This is a genomic window from Sphingobacterium sp. UBA1498 (assembly GCF_002325125.1).
GTDB lineage: Bacteria > Bacteroidota > Bacteroidia > Sphingobacteriales > Sphingobacteriaceae > Sphingobacterium.
Genome location: NZ_DCRG01000004.1, coordinates 247187 through 269463 on the forward strand (window position 1 = coordinate 247187; position 22277 = coordinate 269463).

The window sequence follows — 22277 nt, forward strand, 5'->3', positions numbered from 1 at the left end:
AATGTTTACTTGTTATAGATTGATAAATAATTGCAGTCTGGCGATGAGCTGTCTTTTTTCCAGTACATTGAATAGGTAATGAAAGCCCCCCCAGAAAAGCAGATTGACCAGCACAACCAGGTTGTTGCTGACGTAGCGTACAGCCACAATATTAAAGAGGCAAAACAGCAGCGTCATGAGCAGGATAAAGAGCAGGGCACTATGCCGGCTCAGTCCAGCCCGCAGCAACTTGTGGTGCAAGTGATTGCGATCGGGTTTAAAAATCGGCTTGCCGATACGCCAGCGCACAAACATGACCCGCGCCACATCGAGCACCGGCACAATGAGGGTGGAAAAAGCGACCACAATAGCGCCATCCGAAAAGGGCTTGATAAAGTGGTTGTTCATGGAAAAACTGACCACCAAGAAGGCAATGGAAAAACCCAGCGTCATACTTCCTGTATCGCCCATAAAGATGCGCCGCCGCCGACGTTTCGTCCCGAAGACATTGAGATAAAAAAATGGAAGCAACACGGCAACGGTGATAAAGGCAAAAATGGCATGCAGCCAGGCACCATAATAAGCGAATAAGGTTCCTAAAACAGCCAAACCAATCGTCACCACACCCGAACAGAGCCCGTCGATACCGTCAATCAGATTGATAGCATTGATAATCAACACCACGACAAATACGGTAAGCGGCATACCCAGCCAGGCCGGGATACCAATAACGAAACCCAGTCCGTATAGGTCATTGATCCATACACCACTCAGTGGCAGCAGGCAGCCTACCATAATCTGAGCGACAAATTTCCATTTGTAGCTCACCCCGATCAGGTCGTCGCCGATACCAATCATAAAGAGGATAACCAGGCCGCACACCAACAAGGCCATACTGGGCAGGATAATCCACGACGCGACCTGCAGGTCGATATTGCCGATATTAAGCTTATACAGACTGACAAAAGTAATGACCAGGATGCAGCATTGAATGGGGGCAAAAGCAACCCCGCCCAGTCTCGGGACAATATGCTGGTGAAGTTTGCGGGAATCGATCGGATCAAACAGACGCTTCCGGTAGGAAATCAGTAAGATATAGGGGAGCATCCCCCAGCTCAATAACATCGCACAAAGAAAAGGCAATAGTACAGTGCCGTACTTCATCAAATCCAAACTGTTCATGGTGATCTAATCTAGTAGTTGTAAAAATTTTCGCTCCATGCCTAGGGGTACATTGACTTTTCGAGGAATGGAATAAGCGCATCCAAACCCATCGCTGTTTTCACCTCCTCGTGGGCATCGTTCAATAACACGAGCCTCGGGAACGAAGAGAGAAAAAAGTAGGATTCTACACCGCGCTCCCCGTTGAGGTCAAACCCGTTGATCCACTGCGACGGAATATGCTCCCGGTAGGTATTCCAATGGCTTAAATCGCCGTTGACGCAGATGGCCACCACATTGACCTTGCCCGATGCCACCCCTTTTGCCAAAGGCACTGATTGCTTCATCGCGGCAATCAGTGCCAGGCTTTCCTCCGCTTCGGGGTCATAAAAAACCAACAATTTGTACGCCCCCTTCACATCTTTGAGCAGATGCCGGGTACCGTCAATATCTATAAATTCATACGCGGATGCGGATGCGATCAATTTTCCCTGTTGCGCATCAGGATAACGGCCATTGCTGTGACAGGCCAGCAGGGAAATTGAAAGCATATATGCGCAATATAAATGGATGGATTTCATTGGAATGAATAAGAGTACTTTATGAACTCAATTATTTGGCGATCGTAATAACTGCGCGGCTCAGACGAGGATCATCGTAATACATATTGTCGACACCCCCTTCATAAGCCAGTTCGAGCTGCTGCGGCGATACATTAAACTCTTTGACCAATACATTATAAATAGCCTGGGCGCGCTCACGGCTCAGACGATCGTTGATGGCTGTGGTACCGGTTACTTTATCGGCATACCCGGTCACTTTATAGGTAATGTTTTTATTGCCGGCCTGGATCACTTTGGCAAAGAAACCCAAGTTGACACGCGCTTCATTGCTTACGACGCTTTGATTGATCGGAAAGGTCACCAATATAGGGGCTGCCAATATTTTTTCTTCTACCCGGATATCGGTAATGGTTTTGCCCTGCGATGCTGCCAATTGCGCCTTGAGGGCTTCATTGTCTTCAGCAAGCTGCTGTACCTTTTCGCGAAGGCTGTTTAAAAGTGCATCGCTGTAGCTGATCACGACAGAACTTGGTTTTTCCCAGCCCCGTTTCTTAAATTTGTAGGTCAAGCCCAGTGCAGCACTTAAATTACCATCTTGGCTACGGTTGCCCGTTTCACCATCAAAACGATCGTTGACCATGGCTCCGCGCACATCAAACGTGAGGTCCAACGCATCGCTGAGTCGGAAACTGTTGTAAATACCGATGTTGGCACTGACTTCTTTCTGGGTAGGCGCATCGTTGGTAACCATCCAGCCTAGGCCGACATACGGGCTGATGTTATAAAAACGATCTTTCTTGTAGCCCGAGAGTATATTGGACAGATTGAACAATACATCGCCATGGATATGGAAGTAATTAAATTCCTGGTTGTATAGCCAGTACCCATCCCAAGGTTTCCCTGCATACTGCACACCTGTGGAGTGGCTTCCATTTTGCGTTAGTCCTTTCACTTTAAAACCGGTCAGCCCTGCGCGCACGCCGATACCGGGACTGAACCATTTACCCAGGTTAAATTCAAAACTAGGGGTCAGGCGTTCGGAAAACTTCATCTGCTTGTTGTGGTCACCAAAATAAATCTGGGCTCCGGCACCGGCATTGATAAACCAGTTGTCCCAAAAGCGGTTGGTTTCGACTTGATAGCGGTCTGTTGATACGGTGATGACGGTATCAGGTTTTACATCGATTTGCTGTGCCTGGGAAAGCTTGCCCCCCGCTACAGCAGCAAGCAATAATAATGTCTTTTTCAAAATCATCTTCGGTAAAATTGTTGTTGAATACTAGTGGATAATATTGCCTTATTATCTTCAGCAAAATTGGCCAAAACAAAATTTCGATACACTATAGCGCGATATACCTATAGCTTTACGTTTTCGGAAAAAAAAGGCAGATAACCTTTAATTTAATGGAAGACAGGAATTAACTCGGCAATCGGCATCATTGAAACGAAAATTTTGCTTAATAGAAAAGTTAAATTTTCTTTAAAAAGAAAACAGATTTCAACGAATGATAAGTGCTGCAGATGAGCAAAAAAGACCGAGCTACTCATCCTGTAGTATTTGACCTACAAAAGGTAAAAAGAGTGGCCAAATCCTTTTGAAGGGGACATCCATTTTATGAAAAGAGAAATTTAAAATAAAAATAACGGCTAAATTAAATGGATTTTGGAGGATGCTACATGCAGACGTAAACGTGGAAAAAACGGATTCCATCAGGATTCCATCAGGATTATACCTGGCGAAAATGGGATACAGCAGGATTACACATCGACATAACATCTAATTGTATAACATAAGTTTAGACAACGGATACCTGCATATCATACGGGGATACAACGGTCACTATAGGCTCTTCTGTGGGTGTAAAAGCATATGCATGCTACCTGATCCGAAGGTAGAAGGACAGCTTTCTATCTATCATATAAGATAGAAAGCTGTCCTTCTATACAACAAGATAAAGAACTATTAAACAGGTAGATACACCTACAAAAGATGAGTACTGGGCAGCTTGGGCCTTCGTTAAAGTGGCGTTCTGAAGCGCTGGAAGTATTCCGAGGGCGGGATACCCTTTACGGCTTTAAAGACCGATGAGAATTTACTGATACTTGAAAATCCGGCTTTTTCGGCCAAAACAGAAAACTTCACGTTGAGCAGGTCAGGATCACGTTCGACACAAGAAATTAAATACTCAATGCGTGCCTGTTGGATGTAATTGTTAAAATCCATTCCGACGTAACGATTCAAAATATAGGATACATACCGTGGGTTGGTACCCAGCAAATCGGCTAAATCTTGCAGGGAGACTCCTTTTTTGAGAAAAAATCGACCCTCTTGTGCTTTTTGAAACTGCTCAACCAAACGGTCTTCGGTCACCTTACTGATAAGAACACCTGTGCGCACGAGCTCCTCTCCCTCACCGGCCGCCTCTTGCTGTTCGGCGTTATCCACCTCTTTTTCGTCCACCAGTGGGATAGCAATCGTGCCGGCCTTTTGCCTGGATCGCTTAATATGCAGAATAAAATAGAGCAATAACATCAGGTTCGCTATCGAAAGAATGCAGTTGATCAGGATAATTAAGTCGTTGTAACCGATATTTACGTTCATTTTTACTTAGATTTGGCTTGTACGTTGTTTAGAGAGACGATACTAATTTGCTTCAAAACATTGTATTAAGGATGATTTTCTTCGTTTATATATCCTTTTGTAGTACTCCCACTACTAGCCTGTCGTTGAAAAGCTACAAAATTAAGCGGTGCTTATTTTTTAGCTACAGTCTCTACACATTTTTAATCAAAAATTAGTTTATATCTGCAGCAAAAATGCCTTTAATGCGACTTGAGGTAGATGAAGTTTAGCGCACAACGTTGCACGCTGACCATAAGCCGTCAAATGACTTACTTCGCCACAGCATTACTGATGAAGATAATTTAATTCAAAACCACAATGATAGTTAAATACGAATTACCTATAAATAGCAAAAATTAGGTATTCTGTAGTGGAAACAGGACAAATTGTAGTGAATTCTTTATTTACACAATTAAATCCATTTATCTTTAGTTACCAAAAAAATATATTTATACTTTTTACTGCTATAAAAGCGATTTTTCGATCGAGCGATAGGCTAAAAACAATTTTCGCGCAGCCTCTACCGTATGCTAGTTTATGAGCCATGTCCTAGGCACATGTATTATTTAGGAAAGTTTGGGCTTATACGATCACCTTTAAATGGATTGCTGTTTAAAACAAATAAAAAAAGGCATTTGCGCTGCTAAAACAAAAAAATGGAAAAGAAAAACAAAAAAGAAAATTCTGACGAAAAACAGATTCCCGTAAATGAAAGACTCCAGATGGCGGTTGCCAGTATATTGGATGGGCGCTTATTTATTGAGGAGGCTGTCGAAAAATATGAAGTACTCCCCTCCAATATTATTCAAGAATTAAGAAGGATACAAAAACTCAAAAACGCATCCTCTGCGCAAAAAAAGAAAAGTAAATAATGTTGTTCGGCTAAAAAATTGTCCTTATTTTGGGCTTATACGCTTTGATTAGATGTTCTTTTTATGGAAAACTTTAATAATCTTTCGTAATTTGCCCTTTACAGGATGTGTTGTGCTTCGCGACCAACCTATTCTATTACCCTACTTAAACACGAATTTCATTTATATTGCATTATGGAGGCACCAGCAGCAACGACATTGTCCCAAACACGTTACCGCATCGCGGAATTGATCTTGGCATTTGATCACCCTGTAGATTATCCGCTGAAAGACTTCCTCACCTCTTTTAGGGACTTCCAATACCAAGACTTGAAGGCGAAAACCGATATTCGCATCACGATTAGCCTAGCAAAAGCGCCGATATCGGAGGATATGGGTCTGCTCCGCACAGATGAGTCTATCGCATGGGGGAACCGATTTCGCTTTTATGAAAGAGAAGATGGTTTTGTCACTACTATCGTGAACGAGCAAGGGGATGAACTATGGTATCTGCATAGTGAGCGAAACTTTAAGCATTCCACCCTTTATGTACCGTGTAGTTCCACCGAAGAACAGGGCGCCGTCATTACCTGGATGGCCATGATGATCTTTGGCCAGGCCAGCCTCTTGCATAATACCATCATGATCCACGCTTCGGTGGTCAACCATGATGGTAAGGGTGTGGCCTTTCTAGGCAAGAGCGGAACGGGCAAAAGTACACATAGCCGGCTGTGGCTACACCATATTCCAGCTAGCATTTTGCTTAATGACGATAATCCTGCCGTCAGAATCACACAGGAAGGGGTGTCCATTTATGGGACACCGTGGAGCGGAAAAACGCCTTGTTATAAAAATGAGAAGTTGCCTTTGCAGGGTTTTGTACGCCTGCAGCAGGCTCCAGCAAATGAATTTGAGTGGCAGACCGGACTGAAAGGCTTTATCGCCGTATTGCCCAGCTGTACATCTATCCGATGGAACAAAGAATTGTTTTCCAACATGAATACCATTCTTGAAAATATAATCGCACAGGTTCCTGTCGGTTATTTGAAATGTTTGCCGGATGCGGCCGCTGCAGCGCTGTGCCATTCGGCGCTCTTTCCGAACGAATAATACCTTAAAAAATCCCCTAAGCCGCATGCTCAGGGGATTTGTACACAGCTGCCACGACAGTTAACATCTGGATGTTGTGATTGAATGCTTACATAGTTAGTTTGTGGCAACAGTACCTCGTACACATCGAACGTAACTTGGACTTGTGCGGAACGAAGTATCAAAACCTGTGCTACTCTCACTAACGCGCCATTGATTCCCATGCATCGTTCCGAAATAATCTCTGGAACCAGATGCCCAATAGAACCCCGAAAAAGAAATACTGATTGGCGATCGCGTACGGCTCCACAATGTGCTCGATGGAATTTGAGCACCACCCCAGGCCAGATCAGGCGTCTTGGGCAACACAACAGAAGAACTTCCTTTAACAACCCGAACGCCCTGCTTTCCATTTTCTGTCACCAACGTTTTTGTCGACCCAATAAAAATGGACTGCCAGTCTGCATGCGATGGAGTTCTCCAGCCGCCACCATTGATGTTGGCTCGGGTACAAGGGTCTCCTACAGGGTTATAAGCGTATGTCTCTCCACTTCTAAAGCTTCTCCATCCGAACGCTGTTCCTAAATCAAGCGTATTGGCAAATGAATAGACGTTATTGGATTCGATTAAATTACCGGGAGCCCATTCTAACCCATTGATCACTGTTGAACCTTTTTTCAGTGTCAGACTTAAATCGTAAGACTTTCCTTTTTCTAACGGCACGTTAGGAATTGTCAAGTTTTTCACTTCTCCTCCAACATTGAGACCATCAATTTTTAGCGTCCCCAAACCATCTGGAGCTGCGATCATAAACGCTGAAGATTGTGCAAATTTTTTGGTCGCATCGCTCACAAGCGTTACCGTCTTACCTCCTGAAATGATATCGGCGGATTTGTACTGAACGCTGGCATCACTCACTTTTAAAGAAAAAGCGTTGTAATGCGGAGACATACGCCATACACCTAAACTATTGATGTCTCCAATCTCTTTGGTATCTAAACTGACGGTGATCTGGGAAAATAAATGCTCAAACAAGACATTGATGTAATTCGTTCCAGCATCCAATACTCGATCTACGCGTGCGTACATTTGATCTAAATCCTGCCCTCCGATTCGGCTAAGTAACCCGTCTACAACGGCATTACTAAGGCCTAAGTTGGAAGCGGGCAAACCTACGTCATACGTTTTAGTATGGTTGCTTTGGAAGATGAAAGTGTAGGGCTTACCGGCATCGAATGTATGCTCCCCTCCTGAAGTTGGGGTACTGTTGCCGACCACAAACCGGTTATATCCTTTGTAATTACCATCTTTGTCATAGTAAGTAACTGCATATCTGACACCACTTTCTACAGCCAACCGTCCTGTATTAGCGCGATTTACTGTGCTACCTACCTTTTGTGCACCTTGATCTTGCGAACTTTCGGTCAACACCCATTCTAAATTATAACCTCTACCAACAGGGATAATGGAGCGATGCGCATCCTGACTTGCCTTGGCCGCGCTGGCTTTAGTTTTAACTTCCGGATGGGTACTGCCGTTGCTTATCGCTGTAGCAAAAATTACGGATGCCTTACCTCCTTCTGCTTCCAACCGAGTTTCTTCCCGTTCACAGGAATGAAATAAGGAAGCGAGAAAGAACAATCCAGCATTCAGAAACAGACTATATTTAATTTTAATTTCCATTGTTTTAGCTTTTTGAATTACCATTCGATTTCCCATTTTTTGTCCTCTCCAGGCTTCCACTCATGATCTATTCCGCTACCATAGCTATCGCCCGGAATCACGTTGGCCGAACTAGCGGCAAGCGAATTTTCCATTAGAATATCCACGACCTGAAGACGGGCTGGGACATATACTTCCTTAACATTTTTAATTTCTTTTTCCATTTTTAAGTGTCATAATGTAATTTTCTTTCTATTGATTTTCACACGAATACTTCGCTTCACCATTTTCAGTAAAAGCATACAAATCAATACATTACTTAAGGAATAACAAACAACAAAACCTGAAAAGAACTACTATTAGGTACGTACGATATAACTTACAACAAAACATTGGTAGCTGATACTTTACAATTTGAATTATTCAGACCTATTAATGATGAAATTTTAAAAGCGGAGGTTAAAAAACTTTATATTCGAAGCTTAGTAAAAAACTAACACAATGAAAAAGCTTAAAATTGCGGTAATTTTAGACGATGAGAAATTATTTGCCAATTCATTCTCACTTTTACTAGAAAAGTACAACATATTTGACTACGTGCACGTATTTACTAAGTACAGTGAAATGATGGCTTATTTACTGGAAGATGAACGAAATAATATTCATTTCTTCTTGGATTATTTTCTGGGGAACGATAATGGCGTGACTGTGCTTCAAGATATCAAAAAGCTGGTCAAACATTCTTCATTCATCTTCCTATCTTCTACAAACAGTCCACATATTATTAATAGCATGCTCCAAGTGAGACCCAATGGGATCATTAGCAAATCTTGCGAAATTTCCACCTTAATGGCATGTTTAAAATCAATAGAAAAAAAAGAATTCTTTATGGAGGAATCTTTGCAAGACCTAATTAAAAATACAGCAAGCATTTCACTGGCGTTTTCTAAAAGAGAAATACAGCTCCTTTACCTTTTTATGAATGGATTTAGTATTGCTCAGGCAGCTGAAAAAGCCTGCCTCAGTACACATACGATTATTACCTATCGCAGAAAAATGATGGCCAAAACAAAATGTAACTCCATTTTACAATTATTAAAAATCGTTAAGGAAAATGGAATTATCAATTAAATCATCGTTTTTTACAATCCTTTGTATTCTCCTAAACATCTCCAATGCGAATTGCCAATTCGAAAATTATGATTTTGCTACTATCTTCGATAATAAAAAAACTAGTCGAATAGCATATTTTGATAAAATGGATCTTTGGGTCGATCAACAGTTTTCCAAAGGCGTTACATTTCCGCGGGAAAAGCTGGTGGAACACTTGAAGACGTACAAAGAATACACAAAAGAATCTGATGATTTTGTGCCCTATAGAATTAATTACTACATTATGCTTGCCAATAATGCGGAATATTCCAATCGCAATGGAGAGTGTATTTATTATCTTGAAAAGGCTGAAAAGGAAATCAATGATTTTTATGGCCAAAAGGCATTAATGGTGGCGGGAAGGAAAATCAATGTTTATTTAGAAAACCGAAACTACAAAAAGGTCCTTGAAACCTATGATGCCAACCTTCTTTATCTTTCTTCTTTTCCAAAGCTTATTCAACAAAGCAAAGTAAACTTAAATATTTCGATGACATATATTTCTATTCTTAATCCGGCGATTGAAGCATTCGTTGCCACAGGAGATTATACAGGAGCAGAAAAAGTATATGCCCTCTCTGAAAGGATTTATGCTGAGCTTAAGAAAAAGCTTCCTCAGGACAATACCTCAGCTCAACATGTAAACTTTTATCAAGCACACATTCGCTATCAGCAAAGTCTAACAAGATCTTTTCCATCAAAAATGGCAGTTGAAGCGCTTGCCGACATGAAAAAAGCGATTTATAATAACATCATACAGGAGAAAGAGATCAGCAACAATATTCGAAGTAAGTACTACCTATCCAAAGCGAATTACTATTATAAAATACAAAATAAAGATTCAACCTACAGGTACCTGGATTCGCTGAGAAGCATACCGTTTTTAAAAGAAGAGCAACAGTATGAAGCCAATGCTTTGACGACATTAATTGCTGAAAAAGAGGGTGATTATTTTACCGCCTATACCAAAATGAAAAAAGTTGCCCATTCGACAGATTCATTAAGGGCATTGTTGGTAGATGATATCGATAATTTAGTGTATTCACACACGCAATCTGAGATAAATAGAGAACTGTTAAATATTGCTCAAAAGAAAGAAAATATTAGGAGACTATGGATCATCGGCCTAATTGGGCTGTTTACTACCGCCGCGCTAATAGCGTATTACCTATTTAAAAAAAGAGAAGCGAAATCGAAAAAACGTATCGAGGAATTGGACAGAGAGGTAAACCTCCAAATTTCCGTCATGGAGGAGCGTCTGGAGCATATAAGAAGAGAAGAGAAAAACAAGCTAGCGCAAGATCTTCATGATTCTTTTGCAAGCAAGCTTGCCAGTATCAAACAGCGATTAAGAATATTGAAACATGACGAGATGACTTCAGAACAAAATGAAAACATTGAAGTCCTGATTCACATTTCGAATGAGCTCTATAACGAGGCCCGTAGGCAGAGCCACGAATTAAATGATGAAGATTATCTAATTAGCGAAAGTACTTACATCGACAATTTACTGAAAATCATCAAGTATGCCTTACCAAAAGGGGAATATGAAACCGAAATAAATATTGATCCGGGCGCATTGGAGATTGCAACGCTCGAGATAAGGATTCAGCTCATCTATATCTTCCAAGAAATTTTAACAAACATAATTAAACATGCAAAGGCCAAAAAAATACAGCTATCCATCTATAAAGAACATAATATATTGACTATTTTGATTGAAGATAACGGTAGAGGCTTCAACGCTCAAAAGCAGCTTAATTATGGTTTAGGGTTTAAGTCTATCACAAATAGACTGGAAAAAATAAATGGTAAAATGTCCATTACATCTGAGGTAAATAAAACCGCTATTTTTATTGAAATCGTGTGTACCTAGGTGATGCTGCCCAATTCGACTGTATTTGCGAGCGAATAAGACCCTAAAAAAATCCCCTAAGCTGTCTGTTGCTTAGGGGATTTTTACAATACATATGACTTGATTAACGTTTCTTGATCATGCCGCGATCTGGCCGGATGTTGACCTCTCCTCCTTTGAGGGTACGATATCCTTTGCGACTTACAGCGTTAATGGATGCTTTAGTCGTGATACCTGGCGCAGCATCGTTTAACGCTGTTGCCAACATGGTCTCTTTTTTATCCCCCACATCAGCAAATACATAATCTTCTATATTACGTTTATCGGGAACAAGTCCATCCCAATAGTCAGAAAAGCCAGCAGAATTTTTCAATAGAAAAGAAACTGGCCAGAAAGAAACTTTGTTTTGGACGACCTGTTCAAAGAAACCTACAGGCTTGCCATAAGTACGAGTACCGGAGGCTATGATCTGTACCTGCATATATGGTTTCAGTACATTGATCAACATTTCGGCAGCAGATGCTGTACTTTCGCTCACCAGGAAGTAGACTTTATTGAGGCTTAAATTGCTCTTGCCTTCAAACTTGGTATCCTGAAACATATTATTGATACTAGGCGTGGATTTGATGTAATTGTTTACCTCATAGGTAAGCATCAGTTTGCCCTTGGTAGTGGCACCACCGATTTTATCAGCAATATAGGCAGAAGCATCGACATAACCGCCGCCATTATAGCGCAGATCGACGATCAGGCTTTTAATCTGCTTATCCTGAAACTTGGTAAAGACAGCATCAATCGCCGACTTGTTCGCTATCCCTTCGCTACTTGATCCCGAAGCGGCCGGGTCTTCTATTTGTTCAAATGAAGACAGGGCAAGATAGCCCACATTGTTTCCGGTTGACTCATAGATAGTATCTTTATAAATGGGATTAATGGTATAACCATTTCCATAGCTCATTAACTTCGAAAGAGTACTTCCATCCTGATGCTTTACCTGAAGCGTGAGCGTAGGGGCATCCAGTGCAGCATTTAATTTGTTCATCATTCTATCCCGCGCATTGGCATCATTGATTGTACATCCGGCATCTGTACATGTTACAGCAACAGAATAATCGGCGTCTCCATTCACGGCTGTAATAAAATCCGACCGCTTAAAGCCCATTTTTTGTGCCGGAGATCCGCCTTCCACAAAATAGATAATCGGAAAGGCTGTCTTTCCATCGTCGGTACCCAATTGAACATATATCCCATACCCGTCGTTAGTATCCATCTTGAGCCTTCCGGTAGCTGCAGTTGCGGTGTTATACCCATCGAGTCCCACGATATACGAAAACCGGTCAAACACACCGCCTGAATAGGCTGCATGTGCTGGAGTCAGTCGCTTGAGCGCGGCAAGAACGGCATCGGCAGAACTGTATTGATCGGTAAACTTGGATGGATCAGAAGTATAGTCTGGAGTGATGGATGTCTCCCAAAGGGAATATAATTTATAATATTTGTAAATATCATCCTTAATTAACTGCGCTTCGGTACGGTCGGTAACAACGGGCTCGGGTTCTGGCTCAGGTTTAGGATTATCCTTTTTACAGGAAACGACAACCAGCCCTGTCAGTGCTATACCAACAAACTTCCCGGCTCGGATTAAAGTCTTTAATTTCATAGTTGAAACATTTGTAAAACAAACATAAAAAATTTAATCCTATCTGCAATAAAAAAAACACGCTAGCCATGGGGAGTGCCAGCGTGTTTACTACCTATTGAAAAACGTTAGAATAACAACCCATCCTAGAGAAAGTTTTAAAAAGATAAAAATTTTTAGACTTTAATCATTTCTGAACTTTTACTCATGTTTATATGATGCTTTATCCTTTAACACATCAGAATTGCAACTTATTTCAGTTTATTGATATGATAGACCTGTGTTACTCCAGGATCAATTTCAGCACCTTTTTTAACGCTATTGTTCTTAATGTTATATTCGTAGATAAACCACTTGGATGCTGGCGTTTTTACGGCGGTATAGAGATTGCCATCTTGAATCAAGTTGATGGTGGTCGTAGGGTCGCCACCTGTCATTTCGGCCAGGTTAGCAACGATTCTTTTATTGGCCACATCGATAACATAGGGTCTGATATACGCTTTACCGTCTCCCAACCAAGCAAGATCACCGCCTTTTACGGCATAGTCTTTCAGATCGTATAAGTAGCTTTTGTCAAATTCCGTCTGTCCATTATTGACACGCAAGATCGCAAAAGTACCATCTGTTTTACCACGCGTCAAAAGGTAAAGATTGTTGTTATCATCAAGGAAAGAATAGTTTTCTCGCTGCCAGTGACCAGCTACGTAGCTCGCTCTGTCGTCGCTCATGATATGACCATTGGCCATACTTGGGTAATCACAGATATAGGCATAAGCTTTTGTGTTGACAGGTTTATAATCGGAATCGTAGTAGAAAAATCCAAAATAGGCCTTGCCTCCAGCAACGCGCATACTGGTCACATTGAGGATCGTCGGATCGACCGTTCCATCTTTCTTATATACGGTGTAATCCAACATCGGGATCTGCGCTTTTAAAGTCTTATTCAGCGTCATATCCTTTGTGTTCATAAAGTAAATATCTTTTTCAAATATTTTTTTCTCTAGGTTGGCATCACTGGCTCCTGTACTTGTAAAGACAATTTCGTCGTTTGTGCTAAATTGGCTGGCAACTTTTCCAAGGTAAAAATCACTCGGAAAAGCATAATTATCTACTTCTTTAAATAGAAGCCCTTGAGGTGTTTGTACCAATTGGTGCTTACTGAAACGTGTGCCATCGTTGGACAGGTAATAATAACCATTAAAGATGTATGCGTAACCGGCATAGCGGGCTTGAGGTAGGTTGCCGGTAATGTCTACGCCCTTATTGTTGGCTGGCGATAACAAGGTATCCTTCATGATCTGATCGGTCGTTAAAAGATAGGAGCCATTTGCCGTAGCAACCCATACGGAATATTCTGTCGGTTCGGGCGTTGTCACCTCTGGTATATTCGGACTATCTTTGCAAGAAGATAGCAATAGTGCAGCGAATGCACAAAAACCAAATAATCTATTTTTTTTCATGATTATAAATGTTATTTTATTAATTATAGGATTGAAACTCTAAGTTTTACATAAAATGCGCGCCCCGGTTTTTGAAGACGAAAGTTGTCGTAAGCGCGTTCATCAAAGATATTACGCGCCTCACCCGAGATATTATAGCGGTTGCGGTTCCAGGAATAGCTAAGCAGCAAACTGTGTACGAGTTGTGTGGGAATATAATTCTTGGAAGCCAGCGAGCCCAAATGGCTGTCGCTTAGGTAAAACCATTTGGTATACTGTGTCGTCCAGTTGATCTGTGTACGGCTGCCTTTACTGAACCAATCGTTTTGTGCAAAACCCAAATCCAAATTTCCATAGACCCATGGCCGGTTTGGGATCTGGTACCCATAAGTCGCGCTCACTTGTTGATTATTTTCATTGGTGTATTTCTGATTGTCGATGGCTCGGTCATAACTACCATTGAAGGCGGCAGTAATAACATCTTTATACCCGTAGCGTGCTTCGAAACTTCCGCCGTAGATCTTTACGCCCGGAATGTTGTAGTACTGAAATTTGTCCTGTCCATTGTCTGTTACAATGCGTGTATTTTGATAGTCTTTTGCCAAGCGATAAAAACCGGAAAGATCGAGATTGATAAAGTGGTTTTGGTTAAAGAAGGTATTGTAGTAAAAACCGCCATTGAGATTGTCGCTATTCTCTGGCTTTAGATCCCAATTGGAAAGAATATTAAAATTATTACCATATATTGCTGTCATCTCAGGCAATTTATAGGCTTTTTCTGCAGAGAACTTAACGCCACCATCTTTGAATATCCGATAACGGGCAGCGATACTATAGCCCGTATTGCCCAAATAGTTTGTTTGTGTCACGATGTCACCACTCACGTATTGATTATTATCGTCGTATTTTCGTTCGTCAATCTTTTGGTAGGTATCTATACCATAGTATTTAAAGGCAAGGTTGGCAACCAATCGTTTGTCAAACCATTGACTTTGCCAGGCTAGACCAGCAATATGTTTAATCATATTCTTTGGTAATCCCGAAGTATTGTGATTTAAGATTTTATCATAGGTTTGACGGTCATTGGTACTAATATTATAATTCAGGTTTAAGCTCTGCGTGCGGCTCTCGTCAAAATCATAGTTCAAGTTTATTCTTCCAAGTAAACTACTGGTATTATCTCTTATGTATTTCTCTCGGTTAGGGGTATTTCCAGTGGAATTGGTGATTGGACGGCCACCCCACTCATAGTTATATTTTGCCGTATCCCTGTTGCGGGTGACATCATAACCATAGTTGGCATACATATCGGCATAAAGGCGGTCTATTAGAAAGTTTTGCTTTTTGTAGCTAATGGTCGGCATAATGTAAGCGGATTCTGTCCAGTTGCCACCAAAAGGTTTATTGATTGTCGCACCGAGTTGATTTTGCTTATTGTTACCTGAATACGTCAGTCCTACGAAAAACTGATCGGCCCAGCTTTTATCCCGCAGCCCGACCTCAATCTGACCCATGCCTGAATAATAACGGTCATGAAAACGTCTGGCATCGTCAATCGTGACAAATTTATTATCGATCACTTTTTGAATAAGGATTCCATACTTCTCCTCCGTATACATCTTGTAATCGTTGTCGGAATAATTATAGAAAGCATTTGTACGAATCGACAGCTTACTTTTGGGATTGGTGTACATCCCTACTAATGATGATTGATGTGTATTGAAGGATCCATAACTGTAACTTAAGTCCAGGAAATGACGATTGCGTTGTTTAGTAATGATGTTGACGGCACCACCAAGAGCGTCTGAGCCTAAAAATGCCGGAACTACCCCCTTATAAATCTCCACCCGGTCCACCAGATTGACAGGGATATTATTCAACGACATAGCTGGCCCAAAATCATCCATCGGAACACCGTCTATATAAATTTTTGCAGCCAACCCGTTAATGCGAAAAACAAAATTGGATCCCAGTCCGCCGTCTTCACGGATGGTGACACCGGGCGCAGTACGTAAAATCTGATTGACATTGGCTGTTTGATTGGCATATCGGTTCATATCAATCACGCTGACATTAAACCCGGATCTTTTTATTTCGTTAACTCGGCGTTGGTTTTCGGTCTGCCCCCTAACATTGGCCGTTTCAAGAACGCGTTCATCTCTCTTGAGCTGAATGTCTTTGTAATTCTCATTGCCTTTTAAAAGTGCGCTCTGTGCAATGTACCCGATAGAAGTTACTTCTAGCTTATAGGGAGGCTTAATGTCTACACGCAACTTATAAAACCCGTCCAAATCCGTAGAGGTTCGGTTTTCTGTGCCCAGTATACTAACGGTAGCACCTTCAATTCCTTTTCCAAACAAATCTTTCACATAACCTGTAAGGATGCGCTGTGCTTGGACTGAGTTCGTAAAAACGAATAACAATATAAAAACGATGTAGGAAGACTTAAACATGTTCGTTTGGTAATAATTTCAGTTGTTTATCATGCCTTTTAAATAGTCCACTCATTCAAAAATCTCAAGGCTATAGCGATCATTCGAAAGAGACTATTTTCATTGCCGGCACAAATATAGATTTATTTAGATTTATTACAAATAATAATTTCAATTAACCTCTATTTTTCACTTGACAACAAGTAAACTCATACTGAGGTATATACACATATAAAAGAGTGGTGATTAATAATGCGGATAAATTTTTAGACAAGTTGTAAGAATAAATATAATTGATATATTTGCATAGTTTAAAATGAATCTAAATAAAAGAAGTGATATTTAATCACTATAAATAGTCAACAATGTATACGCTTTTACTCCTATTTATTTTCACCGGTAGCTTTTTTTGGTACTGTTCCTCGGCAAAGGTCCCTATCAAACCAGGTTCATCTTTCATGATCGCTCTTATACAAAATAAGAGCCGTGCGAGGTTACTGGCCATGGCTGTGCTCGGTCTTTCATGGCTATGGACCATGTACTTGCAGGGTGTTCTTTCGGGAACATTGGCTTTTGGAGCCTATACCATGGGATTCTTTAGCTTGATTGTGCTTTTGTGGCCCTATCGGTATTTCCAATGGAAACAACTGACCGTTATCCTGCTTCTTTCTCTGTTTTTTGAACTTTTTGTGTTTTAAGACATGCCTGCCAATAAAAAATATCTAAGCTCTCCTTTTCAACGTTTCCTCAAATTGACCGCTGGTTTCTTTGGAGGTTATTTTGTGATGCTATACTTCCACCTTTGCTTAACAAAAATATGCGATAAAACAGACATTTTAATTACGGCTTACGTCACAGGTTTTATCGCCTGGGCAATATTATTGCTCGTGGCCTTTCTTGCTAAAAGTGGTTGGCTAATATGGGGCATATACCTGTTTCTGATCGCTGTATTCTATGGCATCTTTATGTACCTATAATACCCTTATCATGAATTTAAGACGTTACAATATCTACTTCAATACGCATACCATCTCTGGGATAATCATTTGTGCTATTTTGTATGTGATTTTTTTTGCGGGATCTTTTTCATTTTTTAAAAATGAAATCAATGCCTGGCAAAAAAATGAGTCCGACAAAGGGGAAACGTACCAAAATATTGTTTTTGACCATCTTCTAGATTCTATTGCACAGATTAAAGAACTAAAAGGAAGGGATATTACCTTTTACATGCAACACAACGGTCATGCGAGTTATGTCAATATCGGCGCATCACAGGATACGCTAGTTGCAAATAAAGCGAAAGCGGTAGCAGAACAAAAGCAGTTGGCCGAAAAGAAAAGACTCGCGACGGAAAATAAAGCTGCAGCGGTAAAAGATGCAAAGGCCAAAGACGAAAAAAAGAAAAGACGTGGCCGTGGCCGACGTGGAAACGACGATTCCATGTATTTTTCCTATGACCTGGCTACTAAAAAACCGTCAGATTATAGCGATGGCTATACCATGGGTGAATTTTTGTATCGCCTTCATTTCTTAGCGCCGCTCAACCAAATTGGGATCAATATTGGCAGACCCTTTGGCTACACCCTTGCCGGGCTGGTATCTTTTATCTTTCTCTTTGCGCTGATCTCTGGTCTGATGCTCCATTGGGATAAAATCAAATCCAACTTCTTTGTCTTCAGACCCGGAAACAAATGGAAAACGGTATGGACAGACATGCATACTGCCCTGGGTGTCATCGGCTTTCCCTACCAATTTATGTATGCCCTGACGGGGATTGTACTGATCGTAAACTCGGTCTTGATTATTCCGTTTAGCAAATACCTCTATGATGGTAAAGAGGATGAGGTCTATGCTGCGCTCGGTTACAACGACAACACAAAATATACTTATTTGTACGAGCCGCTCACCGCACCCTTCAAAATGGGTGATTTTCTGGATAAGCTGGAGAGTAAATGGCCAAACAGCCACATGAACCGCATCTTTATCAAAAATTATGGTGATAAAAGCATGCATGTCGTAGCGCTATATGATGCCGATATTGACAAGAACTTTGCGGGTTCGGGAAGACTCATCTACCGCGTGGCCGATGAGAAAATACTTTTTGAAAAATCTGCAACAGCAAACGGCTCCTACCTAGATTATATGAAGGGTTTCATCTACCGCTTGCACTTGGCAGATTTTGGCGGCTATCCTGTCAAAATTATTTATTTTGTTTTGGGTATCATGGGCTGCTTTGTTATCATATCGGGTATTCTGATCTGGCTGGTCGCACGTGATAAAAATAATATCCCCAAGCGCAAACGCATCTTTAATTTTTGGGCGGCGAATGTATTTATGGCGAGCTGCCTGACGATGTTTCCAATCACAGCAATGAGCTTTATTGCAGTTAAGCTGGCGACGAAAGTAGATCAGTCGTTTATATTCCATGTTTACTTCTATAGTTGGCTGGCGTTGGCTGTTTTTTATGTCATCCGACGTAACATCGCCAAAACAAACTTAGAAACACTCCTGCTCGGCTCGATATTGTCTCTTGCAATCCCAATTGCGAATGGTGTAAAAACGGGGAGCTGGATCTGGGAAACTTATCGCTCAGGAGCAAACGATATTTTACTGGTGGATCTCCTCTGGTTGTCTTTGGGCATCATCGGCCTACTCATTTTTAAAAAGATGCTGCAAAACCAAAAAAAGGAAAATGCGAATGGTAAAACGGACTCATCCGATGACAGCGTTGTTGGCCGTACGACTGGCACAGCCAGTCGCATGCCGCTTAAGAGCGCCTTTGCCCTAAAAAACAAACCTGCTACAAAATACTAAAGTTACGATGTTCATAGTTGCAAAGGCAAGCTTTATCGCTCGCCTTTGCTATCGTGTTGACGCTGATTCTTTCCTATCGTCCGACAATTCTATTTATGGAATTTTGCACAGCGAAGCCTGTGTATTTAAATCTGGGCCCGGATCAATAGTTGTATTTCTCCTTCCACTTGTCCCGTAAACTTTGCCTTAGTTTCTCCTCCTGTGGGTTTTTACCAGGCTCATATAATTTGACGCCGCTGATTTCTTTCGGAAGAAATTCCTGGACAACAAAGTTTCCTGGATAGGCATGCGAATACTTGTATTCGGCACCATAATTTAAGTTCTTCATCAACTTTGTTGGGGCATTACGGATAGCCAAGGGTACGGATAGGTCGCCGGTTTGTTTCACCAAGGCCTGTGCCTTATTAATGGCCTCATAAGAAGCATTGCTTTTGACCGAGGTAGCCAGGTAAATCACCGTCTGCGAAAGAATAATACGCGATTCGGGCCATCCAATCACGTTAACCGCCTGAAAACAGTTGTTGGCCAATAACAGGGCATTCGGGTTGGCATTGCCAATATCCTCCGAAGCCAAAATCAACAATCGCCGTGCAATAAAGGATGGATCTTCGCCACCTTCAATCATCCGCGCTAGCCAATATACCGCGGCGTTTGGGTCCGAACCGCGGATGGATTTGATAAAGGCGGATATAATATCGTAATGCTGCTCTCCTGCTTTGTCATAAATCGCCATATTCTGCTGTACCTGTTTCAGGACAAAGGCATTTGTGATCGGCTCTCGATGCAGTATGGCCGCATTGACCACCAGCTCCAGCACATTTAATAATTTACGTGCATCGCCACCTGACAGCCGCAAGAGTGCCTCATACTCCTCAACAACGATCGCCTGTTTCTGCAGGTATTCATCTTCATGTAATGCTTTCTCGATCAGACCAATGAGATCTTGCTCGGAAAGATGCTCCAATACATACACTTGACATCGCGAGAGCAAGGCCGAAATAACCTCGAACGATGGATTTTCAGTGGTGGCACCAATAAGTGTCACCAATCCGCGCTCAACTGCTCCTAACAGGGAATCCTGCTGCGATTTGGAGAAACGGTGAATCTCATCGATAAATAAAATAGGCTGGTCTTGGTTGAAGTTCATCAGCCTTTCGGCCTTTTCGATCACTTCACGGATATCCTTCACCCCCGCCTGAATTGCACTTAATGAAAAGAATGGTCGATCCAGTTCTTTGGCGATCAGTAAGGCCAAACTCGTTTTACCCACCCCCGGTGGCCCCCAAAGAATCATGGAAGGAATATTTTTTTGCTGAATGGCATGATAAAGCACTGCGTCGGGGCCGACAATATGCTGCTGCCCCACATAAGCGCTCAATTGCCGCGGTCTAAGTCGTTCTGCTAATGGAATTCGTGTCGCCATAGTACAAAGTTATAAATTAAAAATAGCACAGTGACTAAATATTTTAGTTTGACGCTTTAACATTTTTTCACACAATTTTTAGTCATATTTGATCTATTATTTATGTAAATTGCTTTTGACAGCGCATGAGCAATATTGAAAGTTGTGCAAAAACAACGCTGAATTGCTCCAACAGTGAAGTTTATAGTAAACATTAATTGTGATGTAATCATTTGCTTTTGACAGCGCATGAGCAGTATTGAAAGTTGTCCAAAAACAACGCTGAATTGCTCCAATAGTGAAATTAATAGTAAGTATTAATTGTGATGTAATCATCAATGAGAATGACAAAATACTGGTTTTATATCTTGACCACCCTGACCATATTCATGAATATACCGCGTCGGGCCGTGGCACAAAATGCAGAAAAAGATTATACGGGCGCGATTAAAAAATATGATGCTTCGTTTAAGGGTATCGGACCAGAAGTGTATTTCTTACCTCCACCTAAAACAGCCAATGAAATACTTACAGAAAACTATGCCGAAAAGAAATCTTTTAGCAAAGAAATTGCGAGGCAACTCTTACTTCAGCGCTTGCTACTGCAGCTGCGAAGCACCAATAACCTTGGACATTTCAACTACTTAATGAATCCGATGCCAGCAACTGCCAACGCCTGGAACGATGCAATTGAAGGGCAAAAGAAAGCGGAAAATTGGACGGCAGGCTATGCTCTAGCAAATGAAGCCGCTTTATTTTCCATTAAAAATAACGACAGCAGCAATGCATCGGCATTTTTATATCAGGCACTCTCTTTGGCTAACCGCACCGATAACAGGGATGATATTGCAACCATTAATTTAAATATCAGCAATTTTCAGTTGTATAGTGGGGATTTTGAGCGAGCCGAAGAAAGCGCACAAAACTATCATACGTACGTGATGAAGAGCAAAAGTTATGTGGAACAGGCAAACGCCTGGCTTTTAATTGCTATGGCGCGAGCGGGACAGGGAAAATATAAAACGGCCGAAAACAACATCATTCGCAGTGCGATACCGCTATTCAATAAAGCCAAAGCGTATGAGGGAAAGATTTTTGCCTGGGAAATGCTTGCGGAAATCTATTTTAATCAGCATAAATATACCGAAGCCCAATGGTTTCTGCTGCAGGCCCGAGATCTGGCGAATGCGAAAAAACTACGTAGCGAACTCGCAGAAATTGAGTATTTGCTAGCCTCCTCCAAACAAAAGGATGGTAACTTTAAGGTGGCAATCAAAGAGTTTGTGCAGGCTGCAGAGTTGGCCGCAGACGAAAATAATAAGCAACTGTCGTTGGCAATACTGGACAAACTCGGCGAAGTATACCTTGTGTTAAAGGACTATCCATCGGCTGATCAGACGTACAAAGCCTATACACAGTTAAAAAATGAACTGTATAAATAAAACAATCTACCCATTCTGCTGGTCTACTGAAAGAGCAGTTTAAAGAGCGACATTAAGCTTTTTGTAAATATTGAAAGATAAATCAAATTAATTTTTAGATTCTGCGGTAATGTGCTATGAATTTCACTAAATTTAGCACGCTTATCAAAAAAAGCTGAATATTTTTTAAAAAGA

Annotated in this window: 17 protein-coding genes; 7 read left to right on the top strand and 10 right to left on the bottom strand. The window is 41.4% G+C overall.

Annotated elements, in window-relative coordinates:
- Positions 1 to 12: 12 nt before the first annotated feature.
- From B3139_RS03970 to B3139_RS03985, 4 genes are all read right to left on the bottom strand, one after another.
- Complete coding sequence (locus tag B3139_RS03970) at positions 13 to 1161, bottom strand: MraY family glycosyltransferase (protein WP_293879990.1); 1149 nt, start codon at positions 1159 to 1161, stop codon at positions 13 to 15.
- 41 nt (positions 1162 to 1202) lie between these two features.
- Complete coding sequence (locus B3139_RS03975) at positions 1203 to 1691, bottom strand: hypothetical protein (protein ID WP_293879992.1); 489 nt, start codon at positions 1689 to 1691, stop codon at positions 1203 to 1205.
- A gap of 61 nt (positions 1692 to 1752) precedes the next feature.
- Positions 1753 to 2952, bottom strand: a complete 1200-nt coding sequence (locus B3139_RS03980; RefSeq protein ID WP_293879994.1) for an OmpA family protein — start codon at positions 2950 to 2952, stop codon at positions 1753 to 1755.
- A gap of 768 nt (positions 2953 to 3720) precedes the next feature.
- Positions 3721 to 4305, bottom strand: coding sequence for a helix-turn-helix domain-containing protein (locus B3139_RS03985; RefSeq protein ID WP_293879996.1), 585 nt, complete (start codon positions 4303 to 4305; stop codon positions 3721 to 3723).
- A gap of 677 nt (positions 4306 to 4982) precedes the next feature.
- Here B3139_RS03985 and B3139_RS03990 point away from each other — a divergent pair.
- Together B3139_RS03990 and B3139_RS03995 are read left to right on the top strand one after the other, a co-directional pair.
- Positions 4983 to 5198: a hypothetical protein gene (locus tag B3139_RS03990; RefSeq protein WP_293879998.1), complete on the top strand. Its 216-nt coding sequence runs from the start codon at positions 4983 to 4985 to the stop codon at positions 5196 to 5198.
- A 174-nt stretch (positions 5199 to 5372) separates the two neighbouring features.
- Positions 5373 to 6287, top strand: a complete 915-nt coding sequence (locus tag B3139_RS03995) for a hypothetical protein (protein WP_293880000.1) — start codon at positions 5373 to 5375, stop codon at positions 6285 to 6287.
- Between the two features lie 96 nt (positions 6288 to 6383).
- Here the strand turns inward: B3139_RS03995 and B3139_RS04000 are convergent, their stop codons facing one another.
- Together B3139_RS04000 and B3139_RS04005 are read right to left on the bottom strand one after the other, a co-directional pair.
- Positions 6384 to 7949, bottom strand: a complete 1566-nt coding sequence (locus B3139_RS04000; RefSeq protein WP_293880002.1) for a fimbrillin family protein — start codon at positions 7947 to 7949, stop codon at positions 6384 to 6386.
- A 17-nt stretch (positions 7950 to 7966) separates the two neighbouring features.
- The gene (locus B3139_RS04005) at positions 7967 to 8152 is read right to left on the bottom strand and encodes a hypothetical protein (protein ID WP_293880004.1); all 186 of its coding nucleotides are present in this window, start codon (positions 8150 to 8152) and stop codon (positions 7967 to 7969) included.
- A gap of 277 nt (positions 8153 to 8429) precedes the next feature.
- On the opposite strand from B3139_RS04005, the gene B3139_RS04010 reads away from it, so the two are divergent.
- Together B3139_RS04010 and B3139_RS04015 are read left to right on the top strand one after the other, a co-directional pair.
- Positions 8430 to 9059 (top strand): response regulator transcription factor, encoded by a 630-nt coding sequence (locus tag B3139_RS04010; protein WP_293880006.1) that lies wholly within the window; start codon positions 8430 to 8432, stop codon positions 9057 to 9059.
- Positions 9043 to 10956, top strand: coding sequence for a sensor histidine kinase (locus B3139_RS04015; RefSeq protein ID WP_293880008.1), 1914 nt, complete (start codon positions 9043 to 9045; stop codon positions 10954 to 10956). Before B3139_RS04010 ends, B3139_RS04015 begins: the two co-directional genes overlap by 17 nt.
- A gap of 103 nt (positions 10957 to 11059) precedes the next feature.
- Here the strand turns inward: B3139_RS04015 and B3139_RS04020 are convergent, their stop codons facing one another.
- From B3139_RS04020 to B3139_RS04030, 3 genes are all read right to left on the bottom strand, one after another.
- Positions 11060 to 12595, bottom strand: a complete 1536-nt coding sequence (locus B3139_RS04020) for a S41 family peptidase (RefSeq protein WP_293880010.1) — start codon at positions 12593 to 12595, stop codon at positions 11060 to 11062.
- A gap of 230 nt (positions 12596 to 12825) precedes the next feature.
- Positions 12826 to 14034 carry a hypothetical protein gene (locus B3139_RS04025; protein ID WP_293880012.1) on the bottom strand — a complete coding sequence of 403 codons (1209 nt, stop codon included), beginning with the start codon at positions 14032 to 14034 and terminating at the stop codon, positions 12826 to 12828.
- Between the two features lie 23 nt (positions 14035 to 14057).
- The gene (locus tag B3139_RS04030) at positions 14058 to 16466 is read right to left on the bottom strand and encodes a TonB-dependent receptor (protein WP_293880014.1); all 2409 of its coding nucleotides are present in this window, start codon (positions 16464 to 16466) and stop codon (positions 14058 to 14060) included.
- A gap of 344 nt (positions 16467 to 16810) precedes the next feature.
- Between B3139_RS04030 and B3139_RS04035 the strand changes: the two genes are divergently transcribed.
- Positions 16811 to 17143, top strand: a complete 333-nt coding sequence (locus B3139_RS04035; RefSeq protein ID WP_293880016.1) for a hypothetical protein — start codon at positions 16811 to 16813, stop codon at positions 17141 to 17143.
- A gap of 289 nt (positions 17144 to 17432) precedes the next feature.
- Positions 17433 to 19259 (top strand): PepSY-associated TM helix domain-containing protein, encoded by a 1827-nt coding sequence (locus tag B3139_RS04040; protein ID WP_293880018.1) that lies wholly within the window; start codon positions 17433 to 17435, stop codon positions 19257 to 19259.
- A 142-nt stretch (positions 19260 to 19401) separates the two neighbouring features.
- Here B3139_RS04040 and B3139_RS04045 read toward each other — a convergent pair whose 3' ends face one another.
- Entirely contained in the window at positions 19402 to 20682 is a 1281-nt protein-coding gene (locus B3139_RS04045) for a replication-associated recombination protein A (protein WP_293880020.1), read from the bottom strand.
- A gap of 317 nt (positions 20683 to 20999) precedes the next feature.
- Here B3139_RS04045 and B3139_RS04050 point away from each other — a divergent pair, with 317 nt between their 5' ends.
- On the top strand, positions 21000 to 22103 hold the full coding sequence (locus tag B3139_RS04050; RefSeq protein WP_293880022.1) for a tetratricopeptide repeat protein: 1104 nt from the start codon (positions 21000 to 21002) through the stop codon (positions 22101 to 22103).
- The last annotated feature ends 174 nt before the right edge of the window (positions 22104 to 22277 follow it).